This window comes from Paenibacillus graminis (assembly GCF_000758705.1).
GTDB classification, from domain to species: domain Bacteria; phylum Bacillota; class Bacilli; order Paenibacillales; family Paenibacillaceae; genus Paenibacillus_AQ; species Paenibacillus_AQ graminis.
Genome location: NZ_CP009287.1, coordinates 1,414,811 through 1,433,483 on the forward strand (window position 1 = coordinate 1,414,811; position 18,673 = coordinate 1,433,483).

Annotated in this window: 14 protein-coding genes and 1 pseudogene; 10 read left to right on the plus strand and 5 right to left on the minus strand. The window is 48.0% G+C overall.

The window, feature by feature from the left end; all coding sequences use genetic code 11:
- Positions 1 to 125: 125 nt before the first annotated feature.
- Complete coding sequence (locus PGRAT_RS06045) at positions 126 to 1,130, minus strand: LacI family DNA-binding transcriptional regulator (RefSeq protein ID WP_042266205.1); 1,005 nt, start codon at positions 1,128 to 1,130, stop codon at positions 126 to 128.
- Between the two features lie 337 nt (positions 1,131 to 1,467).
- Between PGRAT_RS06045 and PGRAT_RS06050 the strand changes: the two genes are divergently transcribed.
- From PGRAT_RS06050 to PGRAT_RS06065, 4 genes are all read left to right on the plus strand, one after another.
- The gene (locus PGRAT_RS06050) at positions 1,468 to 2,415 is read left to right on the plus strand and encodes an AraC family transcriptional regulator (RefSeq protein ID WP_025708439.1); all 948 of its coding nucleotides are present in this window, start codon (positions 1,468 to 1,470) and stop codon (positions 2,413 to 2,415) included.
- Between the two features lie 7 nt (positions 2,416 to 2,422).
- A complete protein-coding gene (locus PGRAT_RS06055) occupies positions 2,423 to 3,499 on the plus strand; it encodes a Gfo/Idh/MocA family protein (RefSeq protein WP_025708440.1) in 1,077 nt (358 codons plus the stop codon).
- 224 nt (positions 3,500 to 3,723) lie between these two features.
- Positions 3,724 to 4,455: a ThuA domain-containing protein gene (locus tag PGRAT_RS06060; protein WP_025708441.1), complete on the plus strand. Its 732-nt coding sequence runs from the start codon at positions 3,724 to 3,726 to the stop codon at positions 4,453 to 4,455.
- On the plus strand, positions 4,456 to 5,424 hold the full coding sequence (locus tag PGRAT_RS06065) for a sugar phosphate isomerase/epimerase family protein (RefSeq protein ID WP_025708442.1): 969 nt from the start codon (positions 4,456 to 4,458) through the stop codon (positions 5,422 to 5,424). It abuts the gene before it with no gap.
- A 580-nt stretch (positions 5,425 to 6,004) separates the two neighbouring features.
- Here the strand turns inward: PGRAT_RS06065 and PGRAT_RS06070 are convergent.
- On the minus strand, positions 6,005 to 6,514 hold the full coding sequence (locus PGRAT_RS06070) for a GNAT family N-acetyltransferase (protein WP_025708443.1): 510 nt from the start codon (positions 6,512 to 6,514) through the stop codon (positions 6,005 to 6,007).
- A 656-nt stretch (positions 6,515 to 7,170) separates the two neighbouring features.
- On the opposite strand from PGRAT_RS06070, the gene PGRAT_RS06080 reads away from it, so the two are divergent.
- From PGRAT_RS06080 to PGRAT_RS06090, 3 genes are all read left to right on the plus strand, one after another.
- On the plus strand, positions 7,171 to 9,633 hold the full coding sequence (locus tag PGRAT_RS06080; protein ID WP_036706769.1) for a GH39 family glycosyl hydrolase: 2,463 nt from the start codon (positions 7,171 to 7,173) through the stop codon (positions 9,631 to 9,633).
- A 230-nt stretch (positions 9,634 to 9,863) separates the two neighbouring features.
- The gene (locus PGRAT_RS06085; protein WP_025708446.1) at positions 9,864 to 11,906 is read left to right on the plus strand and encodes a beta-glucosidase; all 2,043 of its coding nucleotides are present in this window, start codon (positions 9,864 to 9,866) and stop codon (positions 11,904 to 11,906) included.
- Between the two features lie 64 nt (positions 11,907 to 11,970).
- Positions 11,971 to 13,329 (plus strand): glycoside-pentoside-hexuronide (GPH):cation symporter, encoded by a 1,359-nt coding sequence (locus PGRAT_RS06090; RefSeq protein ID WP_025708447.1) that lies wholly within the window; start codon positions 11,971 to 11,973, stop codon positions 13,327 to 13,329.
- 251 nt (positions 13,330 to 13,580) lie between these two features.
- Here the strand turns inward: PGRAT_RS06090 and PGRAT_RS34215 are convergent, their stop codons facing one another.
- Both PGRAT_RS34215 and PGRAT_RS34220 read right to left on the minus strand, forming a co-directional pair.
- Positions 13,581 to 13,985, minus strand: coding sequence for a substrate-binding domain-containing protein (locus PGRAT_RS34215; protein ID WP_025708448.1), 405 nt, complete (start codon positions 13,983 to 13,985; stop codon positions 13,581 to 13,583).
- Positions 13,921 to 14,418 (minus strand): helix-turn-helix transcriptional regulator, encoded by a 498-nt coding sequence (locus PGRAT_RS34220; RefSeq protein WP_025708449.1) that lies wholly within the window; start codon positions 14,416 to 14,418, stop codon positions 13,921 to 13,923. Before PGRAT_RS34220 ends, PGRAT_RS34215 begins: the two co-directional genes overlap by 65 nt.
- Positions 14,419 to 14,527: 109 nt before the next feature.
- Here PGRAT_RS34220 and PGRAT_RS06100 point away from each other — a divergent pair, with 109 nt between their 5' ends.
- Together PGRAT_RS06100 and PGRAT_RS06105 are read left to right on the plus strand one after the other, a co-directional pair.
- Positions 14,528 to 15,583 (plus strand): SPFH domain-containing protein, encoded by a 1,056-nt coding sequence (locus PGRAT_RS06100; protein ID WP_025708450.1) that lies wholly within the window; start codon positions 14,528 to 14,530, stop codon positions 15,581 to 15,583.
- Positions 15,580 to 16,566, plus strand: a complete 987-nt coding sequence (locus tag PGRAT_RS06105) for an NAD(+)/NADH kinase (RefSeq protein ID WP_042266206.1) — start codon at positions 15,580 to 15,582, stop codon at positions 16,564 to 16,566. The genes PGRAT_RS06100 and PGRAT_RS06105 overlap by 4 nt, the downstream gene beginning before the upstream one ends.
- A 538-nt stretch (positions 16,567 to 17,104) precedes the next feature.
- Here the strand turns inward: PGRAT_RS06105 and PGRAT_RS34870 are convergent.
- Positions 17,105 to 17,374 (minus strand): annotated as a pseudogene (locus PGRAT_RS34870) (hypothetical protein); the annotation flags it as partial.
- A 196-nt stretch (positions 17,375 to 17,570) separates the two neighbouring features.
- Between PGRAT_RS34870 and PGRAT_RS06115 the strand changes: the two are divergent.
- Positions 17,571 to 18,479, plus strand: coding sequence for a L,D-transpeptidase family protein (locus PGRAT_RS06115; protein ID WP_025707834.1), 909 nt, complete (start codon positions 17,571 to 17,573; stop codon positions 18,477 to 18,479).
- Positions 18,480 to 18,673: the final 194 nt, after the last annotated feature.

Consider the following 18,673-nt stretch of genomic DNA (forward strand, 5'->3'; position numbering starts at 1 on the left):
AAACTATCCCTGGATTAACTGTATATGATTACTGGATTTTCCAGTTGTAAATACGGGTGCCTCCGACAGGATGGTCAACAATCGGGACCTTTAGGTTAAGCGTTTACGTTATATTGATAAAAGACTTAGGTAAGTGTTCTTACCGTTTGTCTTTCTACAATCGAATGAGCAATGATCTTGTTTGCGGCGATTTCCCCGGTTTCAATCATCCGGATCAGCTTCTCGGAGGCGATCTTTCCCATTTCGTACAGCGGCTGCCGGACTGTCGTTAGCGGAGGCGTAACCATCTGTGCCGGTTTGAGATCATCATATCCCATGATCGAGATATCCTCGGGAACGTTCAGACCGTGTTTCAGGGCTGCGGAGAGTGCGCCAATGGCCATCTCATCACAGGCTGCAAAGACGGCGGTAGCCTCTCCCGCTTTGCGCAATATGGCTTCCATTGCCCTGCTGCCGCTCTCGAATGAAAAGTCTCCATACACAAGGCGGCTGCTGTCAAAAGCAATTCCGCTCGCTTCCAGCGCTTTGCGGTAGCCCTGCACTCTGGGAGTCCCGGCGAGGGGATCGCCTTTGGTTCCGCTGATCATGGCGATTTTACGGTGTCCTTTGGAGATCAGAAATTGAATCGCGTCATAGACCGCCTGATAATCATCAACCTTCACATAGGGCACCTTGGCAAAATCCGTCTGCGAGGAGACAAGAACAACCGGTATCTTCATGTTCTTCAGCACCTCATAGTACTCTTTACTCAGCACCTCACTGGAAAAAATAATGCCATCTACCTGTTTTTCGCGCAGCAGCTGCAAATACTTCATTGTCCGCTTGCCATCATTATCTGTGTTGCAGACGACTACACTGTAATTGCTGTCATGGGCGAATTCGTCAATCCCGTGGAGCAGATCGGAAGAGAAGGCGCTGGAAACTTTGGGAAACATCACGCCGATAGTCTGTGTCCGCTTGTTGATGAGACCGCGGGCGATAGCATTGGGCTGGTATCCGAGCTCTTTGATCGCCTGGTTCACCTTCTGCTTTGTTTTGTCCGAGTAGCCGGTCAGGTTATTCAGCACACGGGACACGGTGGCAATGGATACATTTGCTTTCTGGGCGACATCTTTGATCGTAGGATTCATAAGGCAGTTCCTCAGTTTCCTGTTTCATTCGGATTTAAGGTATAACGTAAACGCTTACGCTTACCTGAAATATAAAGGCAAGATATATTTTTGTCAACGGGTAGATTCTACAAAAAATTTAAAAGCAGTCTGACAGACCCCCGAATCTCTGTACAAAATAGAACAGCGATTGACAAAGAAATAAGAGGAGTCTACGATAAAGTAAACGTTTACTCTATTGCCTGTGAATCATGAATTTTCTTTGGAGGACGATATAAATAATGAACCCTATCCAACTATATAAGTATAGATATCATATGTTACCTTCAGTGCATCATACGGACAAGGAGCCGCACTCATGAGCATTTATCTGGAGCTTCCAGATGTGGATAAGCATTTTCCCTTCCGCAGTCTGATTTGTGGAGGGGATGAGCTGTGTTATCCGCATTGGCATAAGGAAGTCGAAATTATCTACGTTACTAAGGGAAGACTAAATCTGGGAATAAATGATACCCCGATCCGTATGGAGCAGGGGGAAATTCAGTTCATCAACGGCGGGGATGTGCATTATTTTCTGGCATCGCCTGAGAGTGAGCGGGTGGTGATCCAGTTCGACCTGAATCTGTTTCAGGAGGTTGCCGCCCTGGGGGGCAGCGGCTATTCGCTGCGGGACCTGTTTACGGAGATGGAGCATTCCAGCCCGGCATGGCCTGAGGCAGCTACCGCCAAAGTTATTTCGCTGATCGAGAGCATCTACGAGGAAGATACCCAGCGCCGGGAAGGGTATGCCTATTTAATCAAAGCAAGAATGTTCGAGCTGCTGACAGTTATTTTGCGGGAAATTCCTAAGAATAGAACGCAGCGGCAGCCTAAGTTCTCGGAGGATACGCTGACCCAGTCCAGAGAAACGATGGAGCGCCTGGAGCGGATTTTTGCCTATGTGGAGCTGCATTACCAGAAGTCGATTTCACTGAACGAGGTGGCCCGCTATATGGGCTTCAGCCCCTACTACTTCACCAAACTGTTCAAGCGGAACACAGGAATGACCTTTGTTGCTTTTTTGAATGAATACCGCCTCAACAAAGCGAAGTGGATTCTGTTAAACGAGGACCTGCCGATGTCCGCTGTGGCGGAGGCTGCGGGGTTTGGCAGTGTGAAGACCTTTCACCATTTTTTCAAGGAGGCCACAGGGATTTCTCCGCTGAAGTACCATAAGACAATATTCAGGAATAATACAGCAAGAATGCAGGAAGAAAGCGCCGGGGCAGATTTGTATGATAGAGATATCAAAACCAGTGGAGGTTAGGCCAACTATGACGCTAAAGATAGGAATTATCGGCTGCGGCGGTATCGCCAACGGCAAACATATGCCGGCATTGCAAAAAGTGGAGGGTGCGGAGATGGTGGCGTTCTGCGATATCGTGCCGGAACGTGCCGAAAAGGCCAAAGCAGAGTTTGGAAATGAAAGCGCTGCGGTCTACAACGATTATAAAGAGCTGCTTAAGGATGCAAGTATAGATGTGATTCATGTGTGTACGCCGAACATTTCCCATGCGGAAATTTCCATCGCTGCTATGGAGGCCGGGAAGCATGTGATGTGTGAGAAGCCTATGGCCAAAACAACGGCGGAAGCCCAGGCGATGATTGACGCGGCGGGGCGGACAGGAAAGAAGCTGACCATTGGCTACCAGAACCGCTTCCGGGCGGATTCGGCTTACCTGCACACTGTATGCGAGAATAACGGGCTTGGAGAGGTTTATTATGCCAGAGCCAAGGCCATCCGCCGCCGTGCGGTGCCAACCTGGGGCGTTTTCCTGGATGAAGAAGCGCAGGGCGGCGGGCCGCTGATCGATATTGGCACCCATGCCCTTGATCTTACCTTGTGGATGATGGACAACTACAAGCCTAAGTATGCTGTAGGCAATGCCTATCATAAGCTGTCCGGCCGCAAGAACGCCGCCAATGCCTGGGGACCATGGGACCCGGAAAAATTCACGGTAGAGGACTCGGCGATCGGCTTCATTACGATGGAGAACGGAGCGACTATCGTTCTTGAGGCCAGCTGGGCGCTGAATACTCTTGATGTGGGCGAGGCCAGAACTGTGCTCTGTGGTACAGAAGGCGGAGCGGACATGGAGAAGGGCCTGCGCATCAACGGTGAAGAATATGGCAAAACCTATGAGAAGCATATTGGCCTGGATGCAGCCGGAGTGGATTTCTACGACGGTGCGGGGGATGATCCGGCGGTGGCTGAAGCGAAGCAGTGGATCGAGTGTATTGTCAATGACACCGAACCGGTCGTGAAGCCGGAGCAGGCGCTGGTGGTTACCCGCATTCTGGAAGCTATCTATAAATCGTCCGAAACAGGAATGCCTGTATTTTTTGACTAATTGAGTTTAATTGGAAAAATTGGTGATAAGAAGTAAAGTGCGGTGGAGAAGTTTGGAACTGCAGGAGCGCAAGCGTTCGCCTTTGTGATTGGATTTCTACCGTAACCAGCGGTTTAAATGAGGAAAATCAATCATAACAGCGGACGGAAGCCCGAACGTTCCCAGCAGTCGCGATCAGATTCCAAATGGTGAATTTTAGAATGAAATCCGGGAGTGTGTTCATATTGACCAGAGTAACCGTATGGAATGAATATCGTCATGAACGTGAGGAAGACCGAATCCGTGAGGTGTATCCGCAGGGCATTCATGCCCAGCTGGCATCCTTCCTCAGTGAAGCCGGACTGGATACAGCGACAGCAACGCTGGATGAACCGGAGCATGGGTTAACGGAGGAAGTGCTGAACAACACGGATGTACTGGTATGGTGGGGGCATGTGGCCCATCAGGAAGTGAGCGATGAGATCGTGAACCGGGTTCATCAGCGCGTGCTGCAGGGAATGGGGCTGGTGGTGCTGCATTCAGGGCATATGTCCAAAATCTTCATGAAGCTGATGGGCACAAGCTGTGATCTGAAATGGCGCGAAGCCGGGGAAAAAGAGCGCCTGTGGGTCATGGACCCGAGCCATCCGATTGCCGAAGGCATCGGCGAGTATATTGACCTTGAGCAGGAAGAAATGTACGGGGCACACTTTGATGTTCCAGCACCGGAGTCGCTGATTTTTGTCGGCTGGTTCGAAGGCGGGAATGTATTCCCGAGCGGATCGACGTACCGGCGCGGCAGCGGAAAGATTTTTTATTTTCAGCCCGGACATGAGTCCTACCCGACCTATTACAATAAAGAAATTCAACAGGTGATTATCAACGGCGTGAACTGGTGTGCGCCAACTAAGCGTGATTACCCCGTGTATGGACATTCCGAGGCACTGGAGCCAATTAGAGAAAAGGTGGGAGTATAAATGAAATTAGGAGTATTTGATCCCGTATTTGGAAGTCTGAGCCTGGATGAGATGCTGGATAAAATCGCCGCCGCCGGCCTGAACGCCGTCGAGATCGGCTCGGGCGGGAACCCCGGCAACTCCCATTGTCCTACGGATGAGCTGCTGGCAAGCGAAGCGGCCCGTGAGGCATATTTGGACAAGTTCACGAAACGCGGCATTATGATCAGCGCGTTCAGCTGCCATAACAACCCGATTTCGCCGGATCGGGAGGAAGCGCGCCAGGGCGATGAAATCCTGCGCAAGTCGATCAAGCTCGCTTCACTGATGGGCGTTGCTGTAGTCAACACGTTCTCGGGCACAGCCGGGGACAGCGACGAGGCCAAAACGCCGAACTGGCCGGTCACACCTTGGCCTACAGTGTACAGCGATATTCTAACCTGGCAGTGGGAGCACAAGCTGATTCCTTACTGGAAAGAAATCGCCCAGCTCGCGGAAGAGCATGGCGTGAAGATCGGCATCGAGCTGCACGGCGGCTTCCTGTGCCATACCCCGTATACGATTCTCAAGCTGAGAGAAGCAACCGGTCCGGCGATTGGCGCGAATCTCGATCCGAGCCATCTGTGGTGGCAGGGCATTGATCCTGTAGGTGCGATCAAGATTCTCGGCAAAGCCGGCGCGATCCACCATTTTCATGCCAAAGACACGTACCTGGACCAGGACAACATCAACATGTACGGTCTGACAGACATGCAGCCTTATGGCGATGTGCAGACCCGCGCGTGGACCTTCCGCTCCGTCGGCTGCGGACACAGCCTGTCCGAATGGTCGGACATTATGAGTGCGCTGCGTACGTACGGCTATGATTACGTGGTTAGTATTGAGCACGAAGATCCGCTCATGTCCGTGGATGAAGGCTTCTACCGCGCAGTGACCAACCTGCAGTCGATTCTGATCCGCGAGCAGCCGCTGGATATGTGGTGGGCGTAAGGGGATTAAAATATTCAAAGCCATCACCGGCCTGCCGTTTGCAGGCCGTGATGGCTTTTTCTTTGTTGCGTGCCGGGAAAGCACGCCTAGCCGGTATAAACTCCGGCCGTGGGAGGAGGCCGAAGAGAAAGCGCCCTGGACCGCGTAGCAAACGTGCTGCTGGGCGGAAAGAGAGGTATAAATACCTCAGATCCTGCCGTAGCTGGCCTGCTGGGCGGAAAGAGAGGTATAAATACCTCTGATCGAGCCGCAGCTGGCCTGCTGGGCGGAAAGAGAGGTATAAATACCTCAGATCGAGCCGCAGCTGGCCTGCTGGGCGGAAAGAGAGGTATAAATACCTCAGATCGAGCCGCAGCTGGCCTGCTGGGCGGAAAGAGAGGTATAAATACCTCTGATCGAGCCGCAGCTGGCTTGCTGGGCGGAAAGAGAGGTATAAATACCTCAGATCGAGCCGCAGCTGGCCTGCTGGGCGGCCACAAGTGGTTACCGGGAAGAGCGCTGTCCACAGCCCCGGCGGTTGGTTGTTCTTGCTGTACGCTGCGCCCAGTCTCCGTCTCCGCTATAATTGCTGCCCGTTTGTTTACTGATGCTTATAATAAATCACTGTGGCGGACATCTCGCCATCGCCGGAGATGACATAATCGGGGATTTTGCCCGCTTCCACAAATCCGCGTGACTGATAGAGCAGGTTGGAGGGATCACCCTCACGTGTGTCCAGCACCAGCAGCGTCCGGCCTTCCGCCGCCGCTGCCTGCTCCGCGGTCTCCATGAGCCTGCGGGCGATGCCCTTGCGGCGGTGCTGCGGATGCACCATCAGCTTGGCAATTTCCGCCCGGTGCGGCGCATTCGGCTTGGATACAGAGTGCAGCTGCACCGAGCCTGTAATGGTTTCACCCTCAAGTGCGACCCATAGCCGGACGTCAGGAGCCAGCACTCCCCGCCAATAAGCTTCCGCTTCCTCTGCTCCAAGCGGAGGCAGGAAACCGATAGAAGCGCCGTCCGCAACCACATCTATAATCAGCGTGTTCAACTGCTGTACAATTTCCGGTTGTAATTCCTCAAGCTGTTCGATAATAATGTCATGGCTCATCCGCAATACTTCCTTTCGTGTACAAGTGTCCTTTTTATTATATCTGTGTGAAGAAAGTTTACAAATCAAAAAATAAAAGGATAGATTGCCGGCTCAACCTGAAAATTAGCGGTGGATACCTTCATCCTAACAAGCGTTGCCCATCGCATTTGATTAGAATACCAGCTTTGTAACATCGGCGATTACGCGTGAAACAGCCGCTATGAGCCCAGTGCCTGGTTTGCAGTCTGTGAGGAGAAAAGAGACGCCTATATTGTTCTTTGGAGTCATGACAAATCTTGGGCGGCGTATTGCGGCCATCTCAATCACTGATTGTCCGAAGTAGCAGATGGGGCAGGGCTGTTTATACGCCACCGGCGAGGCTTCCAAATGCACTTCCGTTGTATTAATGGAGAGAACGTTATGAAGTTGTTGCTCTGGTAATTCGAGCAGTTCGTTGATATACTGAAGTGGCATCTGTCATATCCTTTGTTGTTGAGATAGGACTTACAACAATACAGGAAATACAGGTGTTTTTCCATTTATCCCCTCATTCTTCCGGTGCCCCGACTCTCGGTCGCCAAGAAACCACCTGCGGGTGATATGTTTTATACCAGCTGCATTTTTCAAATCAGTTGGAGAAAGAATATCAATCATTAATCATTGGAGGTGGTGATTTGAAGCATTCATTTATTCCTATTCCATATTTACCGGGATGTCCAATACATTTCATGATTAATGATTATAATTCCGGGGAGCTCCAACAACACTCAGGTCTGGAAGTCATTTGGCTGCTTCAGGGCAAGCTGAAGGTAATGGTCGGTCAAAATGATTATTTTTTACATGAAAACGATCTCCTTTTAATTAACCATTTTGAATCCCATCAAGTAATTCCACAGGTATTGGATGCTTATTTTATTCAACTGCATATAGATAGTCTTTTTATATATAAATATAATCATGACTTTTATAGCTTGTTATACGATTTAAAATCCTTTAAAAATAGTGAAGACAATCAAAATCCGTATGATGTCATTCGCATTCTATTTAGTCAAATTATTACCCGGAAATACAAGCATAATATGGAAATCAATAGCGATGTTCTTCGGCTATTAGGATACTTAACCTCCCGCTTTAGCAAGAGGCTCTCTTCGGCCGAACCGGAAAATCCTGTCTCGAATAAAGATTCGAACATTGTCCAACAAATACTGAATCGGGTTGAACTGGATTTCAAAGGGAAGCTTACGCTAAATGAAATAGCGCTGGGGCAGCATTACAATCCATCTTATTTGTCAGACCAATTCAGAAAAAATGTAGGAGTTACCTTTAAGGCGTATTTGGAGGAAATCCGGATCAGATACTCCTTATTTTTGCTGCAACACCAGGAAGCTTCCATTTCAAATATTGCGTTAGCCTCGGGCTTTAGTGATGAAAAAAGCTATTATAAAGCGATAAAAAACAAATTTTCGTTAACTCCCTTACAATTACGTAAAAAATATCAGGAGCGGGATGACGGAAGGAATTTATTTAACCATTTGAATGCAGAATTAATTAATAAATATGCAACTATTCCTATCCAGCCCGAAACGATAGAAGAAAATACGATTGAAACAACCGTTGTTGTTGAGGATATTCAAACAGACCGGTATGAATTGAAGCAGGTCTGGAACAAAATCATTAATATTGGATCTGCAAATACGCTGTTAAACCAGAATATCCGTGACCAAATTAAAGAAATGCAAGAAGAAATTAAGATTGGTTATTTACGCTTTGAAGGTGTTTTTAACCAGGCAATGGACGTAGTGCAAAAAGACAGGGACGGTTTAAAATTCAACTGGAAGTTTATTAACAATATTCTTGATTATCTAAGGGATATTGAAATTAAGCCTTTTATTTGTTTGAGCTATATGCCGCCTTTATTTGCAAGCAAAAGCACCAGCTTCTTTAATTATCAGGGGAATACTTCTCCGCCAAAGGAAATGAGCCAATGGCTTTCCCTTGTTCAATCCTTCATGATGAATTGTATCAATCGCTACGGCCGTGATTTCGTATCTGAATGGTACTTCCAAATATGGACCGAGTTTCCTGCCTATGATATTCACTGGAGCGGCACACTTGAACAGTATTTAGAATTTTACAAGCAAACTGCACTTCTCATTAAAGGAATATCTCCATCACTAAAAGTGGGGCCTGCAGCAGAAAATTTCCATACTGAAGAACATATTTCTGAGAAGCTTCTTAAATATTGTGAAAAGAATGACATACCCATTGATTTTTACAGCTGCAATATTTACCATAACCGGGTCAAATTTAAGGAATGGCTGGATAGGTCTATAACAAATCCTGTTGATATAAAATTAATTCCATTTCAATATGAAGAAAAAAATCATACAAAACATTTGCTGGAAAAAATGCACCGAATGCTCAAAGCTCATTATAAGAAGGATATTGAATTCATCGTAACACGCTGGAATTTTAGCTGGGACGTTACGAACTTCCTCCATGATACAGCTTTTATGGCCACTTTTATTATTGATAATATGCTTGATAAATCGGCAGCACTTGTAAATGCTATGGGTTATTTATCAGCTTCCGATATTCTCTATGAGTGGGATATAAAAAATACCCCGTTTTTTGGGGGGACCGGATTGGTCAATACAGAAGGGATAAAGAAATCGGCATATTATGCTTACGTATTTTTATCCAAGTTAGGAAGCACAGTATTTGCCAAGGGTAAAAATTATATTATGACAAGGGAAGGAGAAGATATTCAAATTTTGGTTTACAACCATACTTATCCTGACCAATTGTTCATGAAGGGCGGGCAAGCGGATAAAAATTCTTATGATATCTTTGAGGAGTCTAATGATTTATTACTAAATATCCACCTGAAAAATATTTACGGAACCTTTAAATGTAAACGGTACAGCCTCAACCGTAATAACGGATCAGCGTATGACGAATGGATTCGGATGGGCGAATACGTCGATCTGAACCATGAAGAAACGGATTATTTAAAGAATATATCCAGACCTTCATTACAATTAAATCAGCTTACATTACAAGGTGATTGTCATCTTACTTTGCATGTTCCGGTTCACGGTGTGGAATGTATTATCTTAAATAAGTTTTACAACTAAACCAAGGAATCTCCATGAATAATAGGGGGAGTTCTTTGGTTTTTTTATTCTTTCCTGATGATAGGCTATACATAGATTTGTATCTTCCCATCATTCATCTAAGAAACAGGAAGGAATGCATATCCGATTTCAATTAATATTTATGCTATAAATATTTATTAAATCTCTTCTCATTCTCAAAAATGAAAACGGTTTAATAATATTGGAAAAATGGATTGGAGGAACAGATTATGAAGGTCAATAAACAGTATCGCTTGTCCTACAGCTCGAAGGCTAAGGAAATCGTAGGGCGAATGGATTTGGAAGAAAAAATATATTTAATGAGCGGAAGTGTGTCCATGGAGCAGATGTTAAGCGACTTCAAGGAAAGACACTACAACTGGATACCTTATCCCGCTGGCGGCAATGACCGATTGGGCGTACCGGAATTAAAATTTGTTGACGGTCCTCGCGGCGTTGTATCCGGCAACAGCACATGTTTTCCGGTTTCTATGTCCAGAGGCGCTACCTTCGATCAGGAGCTTGAACAACGTATTGGACATGCAATCGGCAAAGAGGTTCGCGCACAGGGCGGCAATTTTTTTGGCGGAGTTTGCATCAATCTCCCGTACAACCCGGGTTGGGGAAGAAGCCAGGAGGTGTACGGTGAGGACTCATTTCATTTGGGAGCCATGGGGTCATCCTTAGTAAGAGGGGTTCAAGATGAAAACGTGATTGCCTGCGTAAAGCATTATGCTTTTAACAGTATGGAATGCGCCCGTTTTAAGGTAAGTGTAACCGCTGATAAACGTACAGAGCGTGAGGTTTACTTGCCGCACTTTAAGGAGTGTGTAGATGCAGGTGCAGCCAGTATCATGAGTGCCTACAATTTATACCATGGAACCCATTGCGGACATCATGATTATTTATTGAATCAGGTTTTGAAGGGTGAGTGGGATTTTGATGGTTTTGTCATAAGCGACTTTGCATGGGGGATTAAAGATACAGTTGAAGCCGCAAATGGCGGCATGGATATTGAAATGTGCCATACTAAATTTTTTGGCGATAAGCTGGTTGAAGCAGTAAGAAACGGTCAAGTAAGCGAGGAAAAGATCGATGAGGCAGCAGTAAGAATAGTACGTACAATGCTCGCATTTGCAGAGGCTGACAATGAAACTCACAGCAAGGGAGTTATCGCGTGCAAGGAACATATTGCCTTAGCGCTGGAAGCTGCAGAAAAATCAATGACTTTGATGAAAAACAATCATGATGTTCTGCCGTTTTCCAAAACAGATACAAAACGTATAGCGGTTATTGGAGAGCTTGGCAATAAAGGAAATATTGGTGATTATGGCTCCAGCAGAGTCTTTCCCCCATACGTTGTTACACCATTAGAAGGAATCAAGCGCCTGCTTCCAAACGCTGAGGTTATTTTTGATAATGGAGCAGACACAGAAAAAGCCAAGGAGCTGGCAAAATCGGTTGATGCCGTTGTCTTTATTGTAGGGTATGACCATGATGATGAAGGTGAATCCGTCACGAACGAGGATGCCGATTTTAAAGAGGGCGGGGATCGTAAAAACAGTCTCGGTCTGCACACTTGGGACATTGAGCTGATCAAAGCGGTTGGGCCAGTTAACCAAAACTCTGCTGCCGTTCTAATTGGCGGGAATATGATCATGATTGAAGAATGGAAGCAGGCTGTTTCCTCTATCCTGATGGCGTATTACCCTGGAATGGAAGGCGGTACCGCAATAGCTAAAACACTATTCGGTGATGTCAACCCTGGCGGTAAGCTGCCTTTTATTGTACCAACAAGCGAAAGCCATCTTCCGAAGGTAGATTGGGATGCAGACGAAATAAAATACGGTTACTACCATGGATATGCCAAATTGGAAAAAGAAGGTATAGAGCCTTCGCTGCCTTATGGGTTTGGTTTATCTTACACTAGCTTTTCGATTTCTAATGCAGCCTTTAAAGTAATTAACGATCAAATCACCGGGTCCTGTGAAATTGAAAATACCGGGGACGCAACAGGTGATGAAGTCGTTCAAATGTATGTCGGTTTTAGTCACTCTAAGATAGATAGACCTGTAAAGGTTTTACGCGGATTCAAACGGATTACACTGAAGCCGGGCCAAAAGGAGAAGGTTGAAATCGCCTGTCCGATCGAAAAAATCAAATGGTTTAATCCTGTTGCAAATGATTGGGAGCTCGAAGAGATAGCTTATGATGTCTTTATCGGAAACAGCAGTGCTGAAAAAGATTTAATTAAAGGAATGATTAGCCTATAAAAAGTCAAAGGAGATACCCGCTGCTTTTTATGAGTTGAATACGTTTTCATCTGGAGGGTACATTATGGCACTGAAGGAAGAGTCGAATCAAAAGCTGTCATTATTGGAAAAGGTAAGCTACGGTTTAGGAGATACTGGCTCAAACTTGATTTATGCGGTGGTTACGACTTATTTAACTTTTTACTTTACAGACGTATATGGTATCGGTGCTGCTGCTGTAGGCACGCTGCTGTTAGTTGCAAGACTTGTAGATATGCTCGATAGTCCTATCTTCGGAATATTGATTGATAAAACGAATACAAGATGGGGAAAATCGAGACCGTGGATTCTGTGGTCATGCTTTCCATTTACTATCGTTACCATTTTATTGTTTATGGGGCCGGAGTTAAGTGCTTCCGGGAAGCTGGTATATGCCTACATTTTCTATATCGCTTCCAATGTATTATACACAGCAGTTAATAATCCGTTAACTACGCTGCTTCCAAGCTTATCCAGTGATGTTCAAGAAAGAACGGTTGCGAATACGTTTCGGATGTTTGGCGGACAATTTGGTGGATTACTTGTTAACCTGGCCTTGCTGCCGCTTGTTGCATTCTTTGGTAACGGCGACCAGCAAAAGGGCTTCTTCCATACTATGATTCTTTTTGGCGCAGTGGGAATGGTCATGTTCCTGATAACGTTTTTTAACACGAAGGAGCGTGTTCAGGATAGATCCGGAGGTAAATCGCTGCCACTTAAAGAAAGTGTCAAATCGATTAAAGGCAATATGCCATGGATTGCGGGTGTTTTGCTGGGTATAGTATTTTTTATCATGTACGTGATTAAATTGTCATCGGGCATCTATTATATTACCTACAATCTTGATAAGCCCGATCTTGTAGCCACTGTAAATACTCTTGGTTCGTTAACTCTGATAGGAATCATTTTTGTACCGTTTCTGTCCAAGAAGTATAGTAAGAAGACACTGATTATTTCAGGAATGGTCATCAATATTGTGGGGCAATTAATTATTCACTTTAGTGGACAAAGTACAGTATTTGTGCTTGCAGGTACAGTCATAGGTGCAATCGGCTTTGGATTGCCGGTAGGTTTGCTATTTGCATTAATTGCCGATACCGTTGACTATGGTGAATGGAAATCAGGGGTTCGCGCACAAGGATTGTTAGCTTCGACCGCTTCCGGCATTGCAATCAAATTAGGATCTGGTCTTGGCGGAGCTATCCCGGCCTGGCTGCTTGCAGCAGGAGGTTATGTTGCTAATCAAACTCAGACTTCATCCGCACTTCGAATGATAGAAATCAGCTTCATTTGGCTGCCCATTATTTTAAGCGTATTGTCGATTCTCATTCTGGTTTTTCTATATAAGTGGGAAAAACCGCATCATGAAATTATTGCGGAATTAGAAGTAAGAAGAGCGCAATAAATTCAATTGAACACGGGTCTCCATCATCGTCACAAGCAGCAAGCCAGTTCGTATGGATAGCGGACAGGTCTGCTGCTTTTCTTTCTCATACAGCGTGCAAGAGCGCGGCACCTCTGTGCTGTGGATGAAGCAAGATGCTCCGATGCAAAAAAAGCGCTCCACCGCAGTTCGCTTCTTGTACAGCTGCTTAAAGCGCTCGCTGCCTCTACGCAAATATCATTTTAATTGCAGGGCAGGCTTTTTGTGCTGATTTAAAGTCCATCTGCTGTGGAAAGTGCAATAGACATGCCCATGGCGAACAAAGAGTTGCCGTGATCATATAATAAGGCGGACGCGGTTTCGCCCGGCCGGAGGATATCGCTATAGAGACGCTGCCACATGGCGGCGTTTTTGGCGTGGAAGGCAGCCAGCCAGGCTTCGGCCTCACGCGGCTTACCCAGCCCTTGCCCCAAAATCCGCATGCGGCTGTCGAGCGGCGCGAATGAATCGAAGGTGAGTGTCGGAGCGATGCCTGCTATGCTGGCATACAGCTGTTCATCCGCATTCGCGACAATGATCAGGTCGGGGCTTAACGAGCGGGTCAGCTGAGGATCAAGCGGAAATCCGACATTGGCCAGCTTTTTGATCCCGGTGGCTGTAGACGCTTTTACCTGCAAATACCTCATCTCCGCCGACAGGCGTCACACCCAGCGCAAGCAGGTCGCCAAGCGTCTCGCTGTGGTAGATCATCCGCTTGGCTCTCGCGGGAATGTCAACGACATGTCCGGTCCAGTCCTTGACCGTGATTTTCCGGCGATGGGTTTGCGCATATTGGCCGGGCGTAACCCCGGTCTTCTGGCGGAAACGGCGGCTAAAATAATATTCATCGGAAAATCCTACCCTCCGGGCGATTTCACGCAAGGGTTCAGCGGATTCCAGCAGATGTGTCTTGGAATGGCTGATGCGCAGCTCGGTCAGGTAATCGAGCGGACGCTTGCCGGTCAGCTTTTGAAAAATCGGTGTGTACTGCCAGAGCGAGACATTGGCCCGTTCCGCCAGACGGAGTACCCTTGTAAAGGGGTGGACAAAAAGGCTGTGCGGATCATCCATATATATGTTATTAACAACTTGATAATATCAAAAACCTGTGCTAAGATATTGTTAATAACAAATTGTTAATAACAAAAAACGCCACAATTATTTACAGGAGGTAATGACCATGTTCGGATTCAGATTCGTAAAATTCCAGCCCAGCGAGTATGTACTTAAGATCAAGAACGGCAAAGTAGTGCGTGAGGGAGTAGGTCTTTCTTTTTATTATTATGTGCCTACGACTTCGGTGGTTGTGGTCCCGGTATCCTCGATTGATGTTCCGTTCATGTTCGAAGAGATTACGAATGACTACCAGACAGTGACCGTCCAGGGACAGCTGACCTACCGGATTGTTGACTACCGCAAGACTACACAGATCCTCAATTACACTTATAATTTACGCAAACATACGTACCTGTCCGACGACCCCGGCAAGCTGGCGCAGCGTGTGATCAATATCGCCAAGGTGCTGACGAAGAAGCAGCTGGAGCAGCTTCCGCTGCGCGAAGCGATTCAGTCCAGTGAACGCCTGGCCAAGACCATTACCCAGGAGATTGGACGAAATGAGGAGATCGGGAAGCTGGGCATTGAGCTGATGGGCCTGTCGATTCTGGCCATTGTCCCGAATAAAGAAACACTGCGTGCTCTGGAGGCACAGGCCAGGGAAGAGATTCTGCGCAGTGCGGACAACGCGCTGTATGAGCGCCGCAATGCTTCCATTGAGCAGGAGCGCCGCGTGAAGGAGAACGAGCTGAATACGGAAATTGCCGTCGAGACGAAAAAGAAGCAAATCCGCGAAACCCAGCTCGACGCCGAGCGTTCCGTAAAGCAAAAGCAGAATGCGATGAAAGAGGAGCAGCTCAGCTTCGATACAGCGCTTGAAGCGAAGAAGCAGGAACTGATCGAGCTGACCGTTGCCAATCAAAGAGCCGAAGCGGATGCCAAAGCCTATGAGCTGTCGGCGGTAATGAATTCGCTCCAGGGCGTAGCGCCTGGTGTGCTCCAGGCTCTGACTAATGTGGGCATGAAGCCGGATAAACTGATTGCGATCGCCTTCCAGGAGCTGGCGGAAAATGCAGGCAAGATCGGTCAACTGAATATTTCGCCGGATCTGCTGCAGGGACTGATGGCCGGTTCGGCCGGAAACGGCGGGAACGCCGCGAGAGGAGGCGGGGGACGATGAGCACGCGCAGCTCGGAGAACAAAATCATCCTGATCAAGCGCAAGACCCGACTCGAAGAGCTGGTGGTCCGCTACAATACGATTCAGCAGGCGCAATTCTATATTGAACGGCTGGGAGCGGATTTCAGCGACTATATCAGCGAGGATTTTCATTACCGCAAGGCAGTGGAGAGCGCAGTTATTGAGCTGGGTGCGGTGGGCCGGGTACAGCTGCTGGAGCGCCAGCATGTGCCGAACTTTATCTTTGGAGATCAGGATACCGTAGTCGTGCTGGGGCCGGACGGACTTGTAGCCAATACGCTAAAATACCTGCATGAGCAGCCGCTGATCGGGGTCAATCCCGATCCGCAGCGCTGGGATGGTGTGCTGCTGCCGTTCACTGTTAAGGATCTCCGGCATTTGGTGCCGGAGGTGTTCCGGGGCCAGCGCCAGGTGCGCGAGGTCACGCTTGCCAAGGCGCAGCTTAACGACGGGCAGAGCCTCTACGGCGTCAACGATCTTTTCGTTGGCCGCAAGACCCATGTCTCGGCCCGCTATCAGGTGGAGCTGAACGGTGTCGCTGAGCAGCAGTCCTCCAGCGGCATTATCATCTCCACCGGGATGGGCTCCACCGGCTGGCTCAAAAGCGTGCTCGCCGGAGCCGTGGGGATTGCCCGCAGCGCGGCGCAGCTGCAGACGGCCGGGGCTGCAGCCGGCGGAGCGCGGGCAGCAAATGTTGCGGAAGCTGCGGGAATAGAGCAGCGGCTTCCGTGGGATCACCCGAACCTGTACTTTACGGTTCGGGAGCCTTTTCCCAGCCGGACTACTTCGGCCGGGCTGGTTTTTGGACAGATCAGCAGCCGGGCCCCGCTGAAGATCACCTCGCAAATGCCGGAGGACGGAGTCATCTTCAGCGACGGCGTCGAAAGCGACTTTCTGGAGTTCAACTCCGGTGTCGAGGCGACGATAACACTCGGGGAGAAGCGCGGGCGGCTGGTGGTATGAACCCGGCATGAGCAGCAATGGGCTTGTTCAATTGCCGCCGGATACAGAAAGGGTTCCCCGCCAGCCAAAGCGGCTGCTGAGGAACCCTTCTAAGTGCTATATCGATTGAACTTTAAAAGTTAACATAAAGGGAAGCAGTGACGGAGGTGAAGTTTGGATACTTACGGAGCGCCAGCGTCCGCCTTTGTCTCGGATTTCAGCCGGTAACAGTGGGTATAAAGAAATTTGGAGACAACAGCGGCCGGAGGTCCAAACATTCATCGTAGTCACGACCACTCCCTAAGCTGAAAAATCTTAAGTTCTATCTATATAGCTATTACTGAAAGCTGCGTCCCTGGTTCATGGAAGAACCAAAGGATTGGCCTGAAGAGATTGGTGAATGCATCTGCTGTGAACTATAGGAAGAATGGAGCGGGCTGTGCAGCATCTGTGATGGCTGTTGGTTCATGGAAGAATTGAAGGCCGGGTTGAAGGATGGATTGAAGGATGGGCTATATCCTTGTGATCCTGTGTTGAATCCTTGAGCCCCAGTGCTGAAACTGGAAGTCTGGGCACTTTGCTCTACCTGTCTAACCAACTGGGATGCATGCTGCAGCTGCTGAACAGCCGTTTGATGGCCCTGCAGAGCCTGTTGGATCATTTGGCTGGCTTTGCGTTCACGGTCTGCCAATTCTTCAAGCTTAGCGACATTTTGCTGCTCCTGTTGAAGAAGCTGCTGATAGTTTTGGCTGGCCTGTTGTGTCTGGGAGATCAACTGCTGAATAATTTGTTCACACTGGCTGACCTGGCTGGAAATGTTTGAATTCAAAGTGATTGCCTCCTTGGCAGGTTTTGTTTTGTAATGCGATGTTATTATCTGTGATGAAAGTAAGGTTTATTCATGCTTGTTGTCCAGGGACGAGGTGACAAAGAAAGGTACAGGCAGCCCAGCAACTTTCGCGGGTTCTTTTCGTCTATGTAGAAAATGGTTTCCATACACACCCATAACCTGGAGGAGGGGCAGCATGAATCTGCATGATTTATTAGCTAGACCGAGGGATTTTTGGAGACGTAGCATCACGGTGCCGCTTGTATTTATGCTTCTGCTTTCGTTTGGTTTCACAGGAGCGGCCACAGCATCGGCATCGTCAGCCTCGGATCTGATTATTGTGAACAAAAAAACAAATACGCTGGGCTATTTCAGCAGCGGCAAGCTGGTCCGAACCTTTCCGGTTGCCACAGGCAAATCCAAGAGCCTCACGCCTGAAGGCAGCTTCAAAATTGTCGTCAAAATCAAAAACAGGCCTTATTATAAAGAGCATATCCCCGGAGGCGATCCGTCCAACCCGCTGGGAGACCGCTGGCTCGGTCTGGAAGTGAACGGCACGAAGGGCACAACGTACGCGATCCACGGGAATAATAATGAATCCTCCATCGGTAAATACGTCAGTGCCGGCTGCATCCGGATGCATAATGAAGACATCCACTGGCTGTACCCGCAGATTGCTAAGAATACAACGGTAGTGATTACCTCTTCCACACTCAGCCTGGAGAGCATTGCTGTCAAAAGCGGCTATTCTATCGGGTCCACAACGTTCGCAGGTACCTTCATTATTAAAGGTAAGGCTTCGAAGCTGAAGAATGACTTCGTCCTGGAGAATTCGCGTGTTTTTGTTCCGCTGAGAGAAACTGTAGCTTTACTGGGAGGTACGCTTATGCAGGATGCCGGAACCGGTGCGCTGGTGATTACTATAGGTAACCGGACCGTAACGCATAAACCGCTGACTGCCCAGGCTGTGGTTCAGGGCACAACGAAATCCATGACCGCGTCCAAAAATGTGAACAACCGTCTGTATCTGCCGCTTGGCAGCCTGACTGAGCTGTTCGGTCTTTCATTCAAATGGAGCATGCAGGACGCCACTGTCACTTTTTAAGGCGGATGTTCAGCTTCTTACAGTTCTTAAAACGCAGTGGGTAAATACCTGCTGCTTTTTTATCGTTTAGGAAATGAGGGATCAACCATTCTAGATATCCTAATTCCGGCTAGCGCCTGCTCACACGTTTCTTCGCAAGCGCTAGTTGGAGAAAGGGAGCTTATTTTTCCGGAAATCCTAAAATAATAAGAATT

What these genes read in the sequence shown, in the direction of transcription:
- PGRAT_RS06045 (WP_042266205.1), bottom strand. Translation starts at nt 1,130, where the DNA reads ATGAATCCTACGATCAAAGATGTCGCCCAGAAAGCAAATGTATCCATT.
- PGRAT_RS06085 (WP_025708446.1), top strand. Translation starts at nt 9,864, where the DNA reads ATGAAGGTCAATAAACAGTATCGCTTGTCCTACAGCTCGAAGGCTAAG.
- PGRAT_RS06055 (WP_025708440.1), top strand. Translation starts at nt 2,423, where the DNA reads ATGACGCTAAAGATAGGAATTATCGGCTGCGGCGGTATCGCCAACGGC.
- PGRAT_RS06065 (WP_025708442.1), top strand. Translation starts at nt 4,456, where the DNA reads ATGAAATTAGGAGTATTTGATCCCGTATTTGGAAGTCTGAGCCTGGAT.
- PGRAT_RS06100 (WP_025708450.1), top strand. Translation starts at nt 14,528, where the DNA reads ATGTTCGGATTCAGATTCGTAAAATTCCAGCCCAGCGAGTATGTACTT.
- PGRAT_RS06050 (WP_025708439.1), top strand. Translation starts at nt 1,468, where the DNA reads ATGAGCATTTATCTGGAGCTTCCAGATGTGGATAAGCATTTTCCCTTC.
- PGRAT_RS06105 (WP_042266206.1), top strand. Translation starts at nt 15,580, where the DNA reads ATGAGCACGCGCAGCTCGGAGAACAAAATCATCCTGATCAAGCGCAAG.
- PGRAT_RS06090 (WP_025708447.1), top strand. Translation starts at nt 11,971, where the DNA reads ATGGCACTGAAGGAAGAGTCGAATCAAAAGCTGTCATTATTGGAAAAG.
- PGRAT_RS06115 (WP_025707834.1), top strand. Translation starts at nt 17,571, where the DNA reads ATGAATCTGCATGATTTATTAGCTAGACCGAGGGATTTTTGGAGACGT.
- PGRAT_RS34220 (WP_025708449.1), bottom strand. Translation starts at nt 14,418, where the DNA reads ATGGATGATCCGCACAGCCTTTTTGTCCACCCCTTTACAAGGGTACTC.
- PGRAT_RS06070 (WP_025708443.1), bottom strand. Translation starts at nt 6,514, where the DNA reads ATGAGCCATGACATTATTATCGAACAGCTTGAGGAATTACAACCGGAA.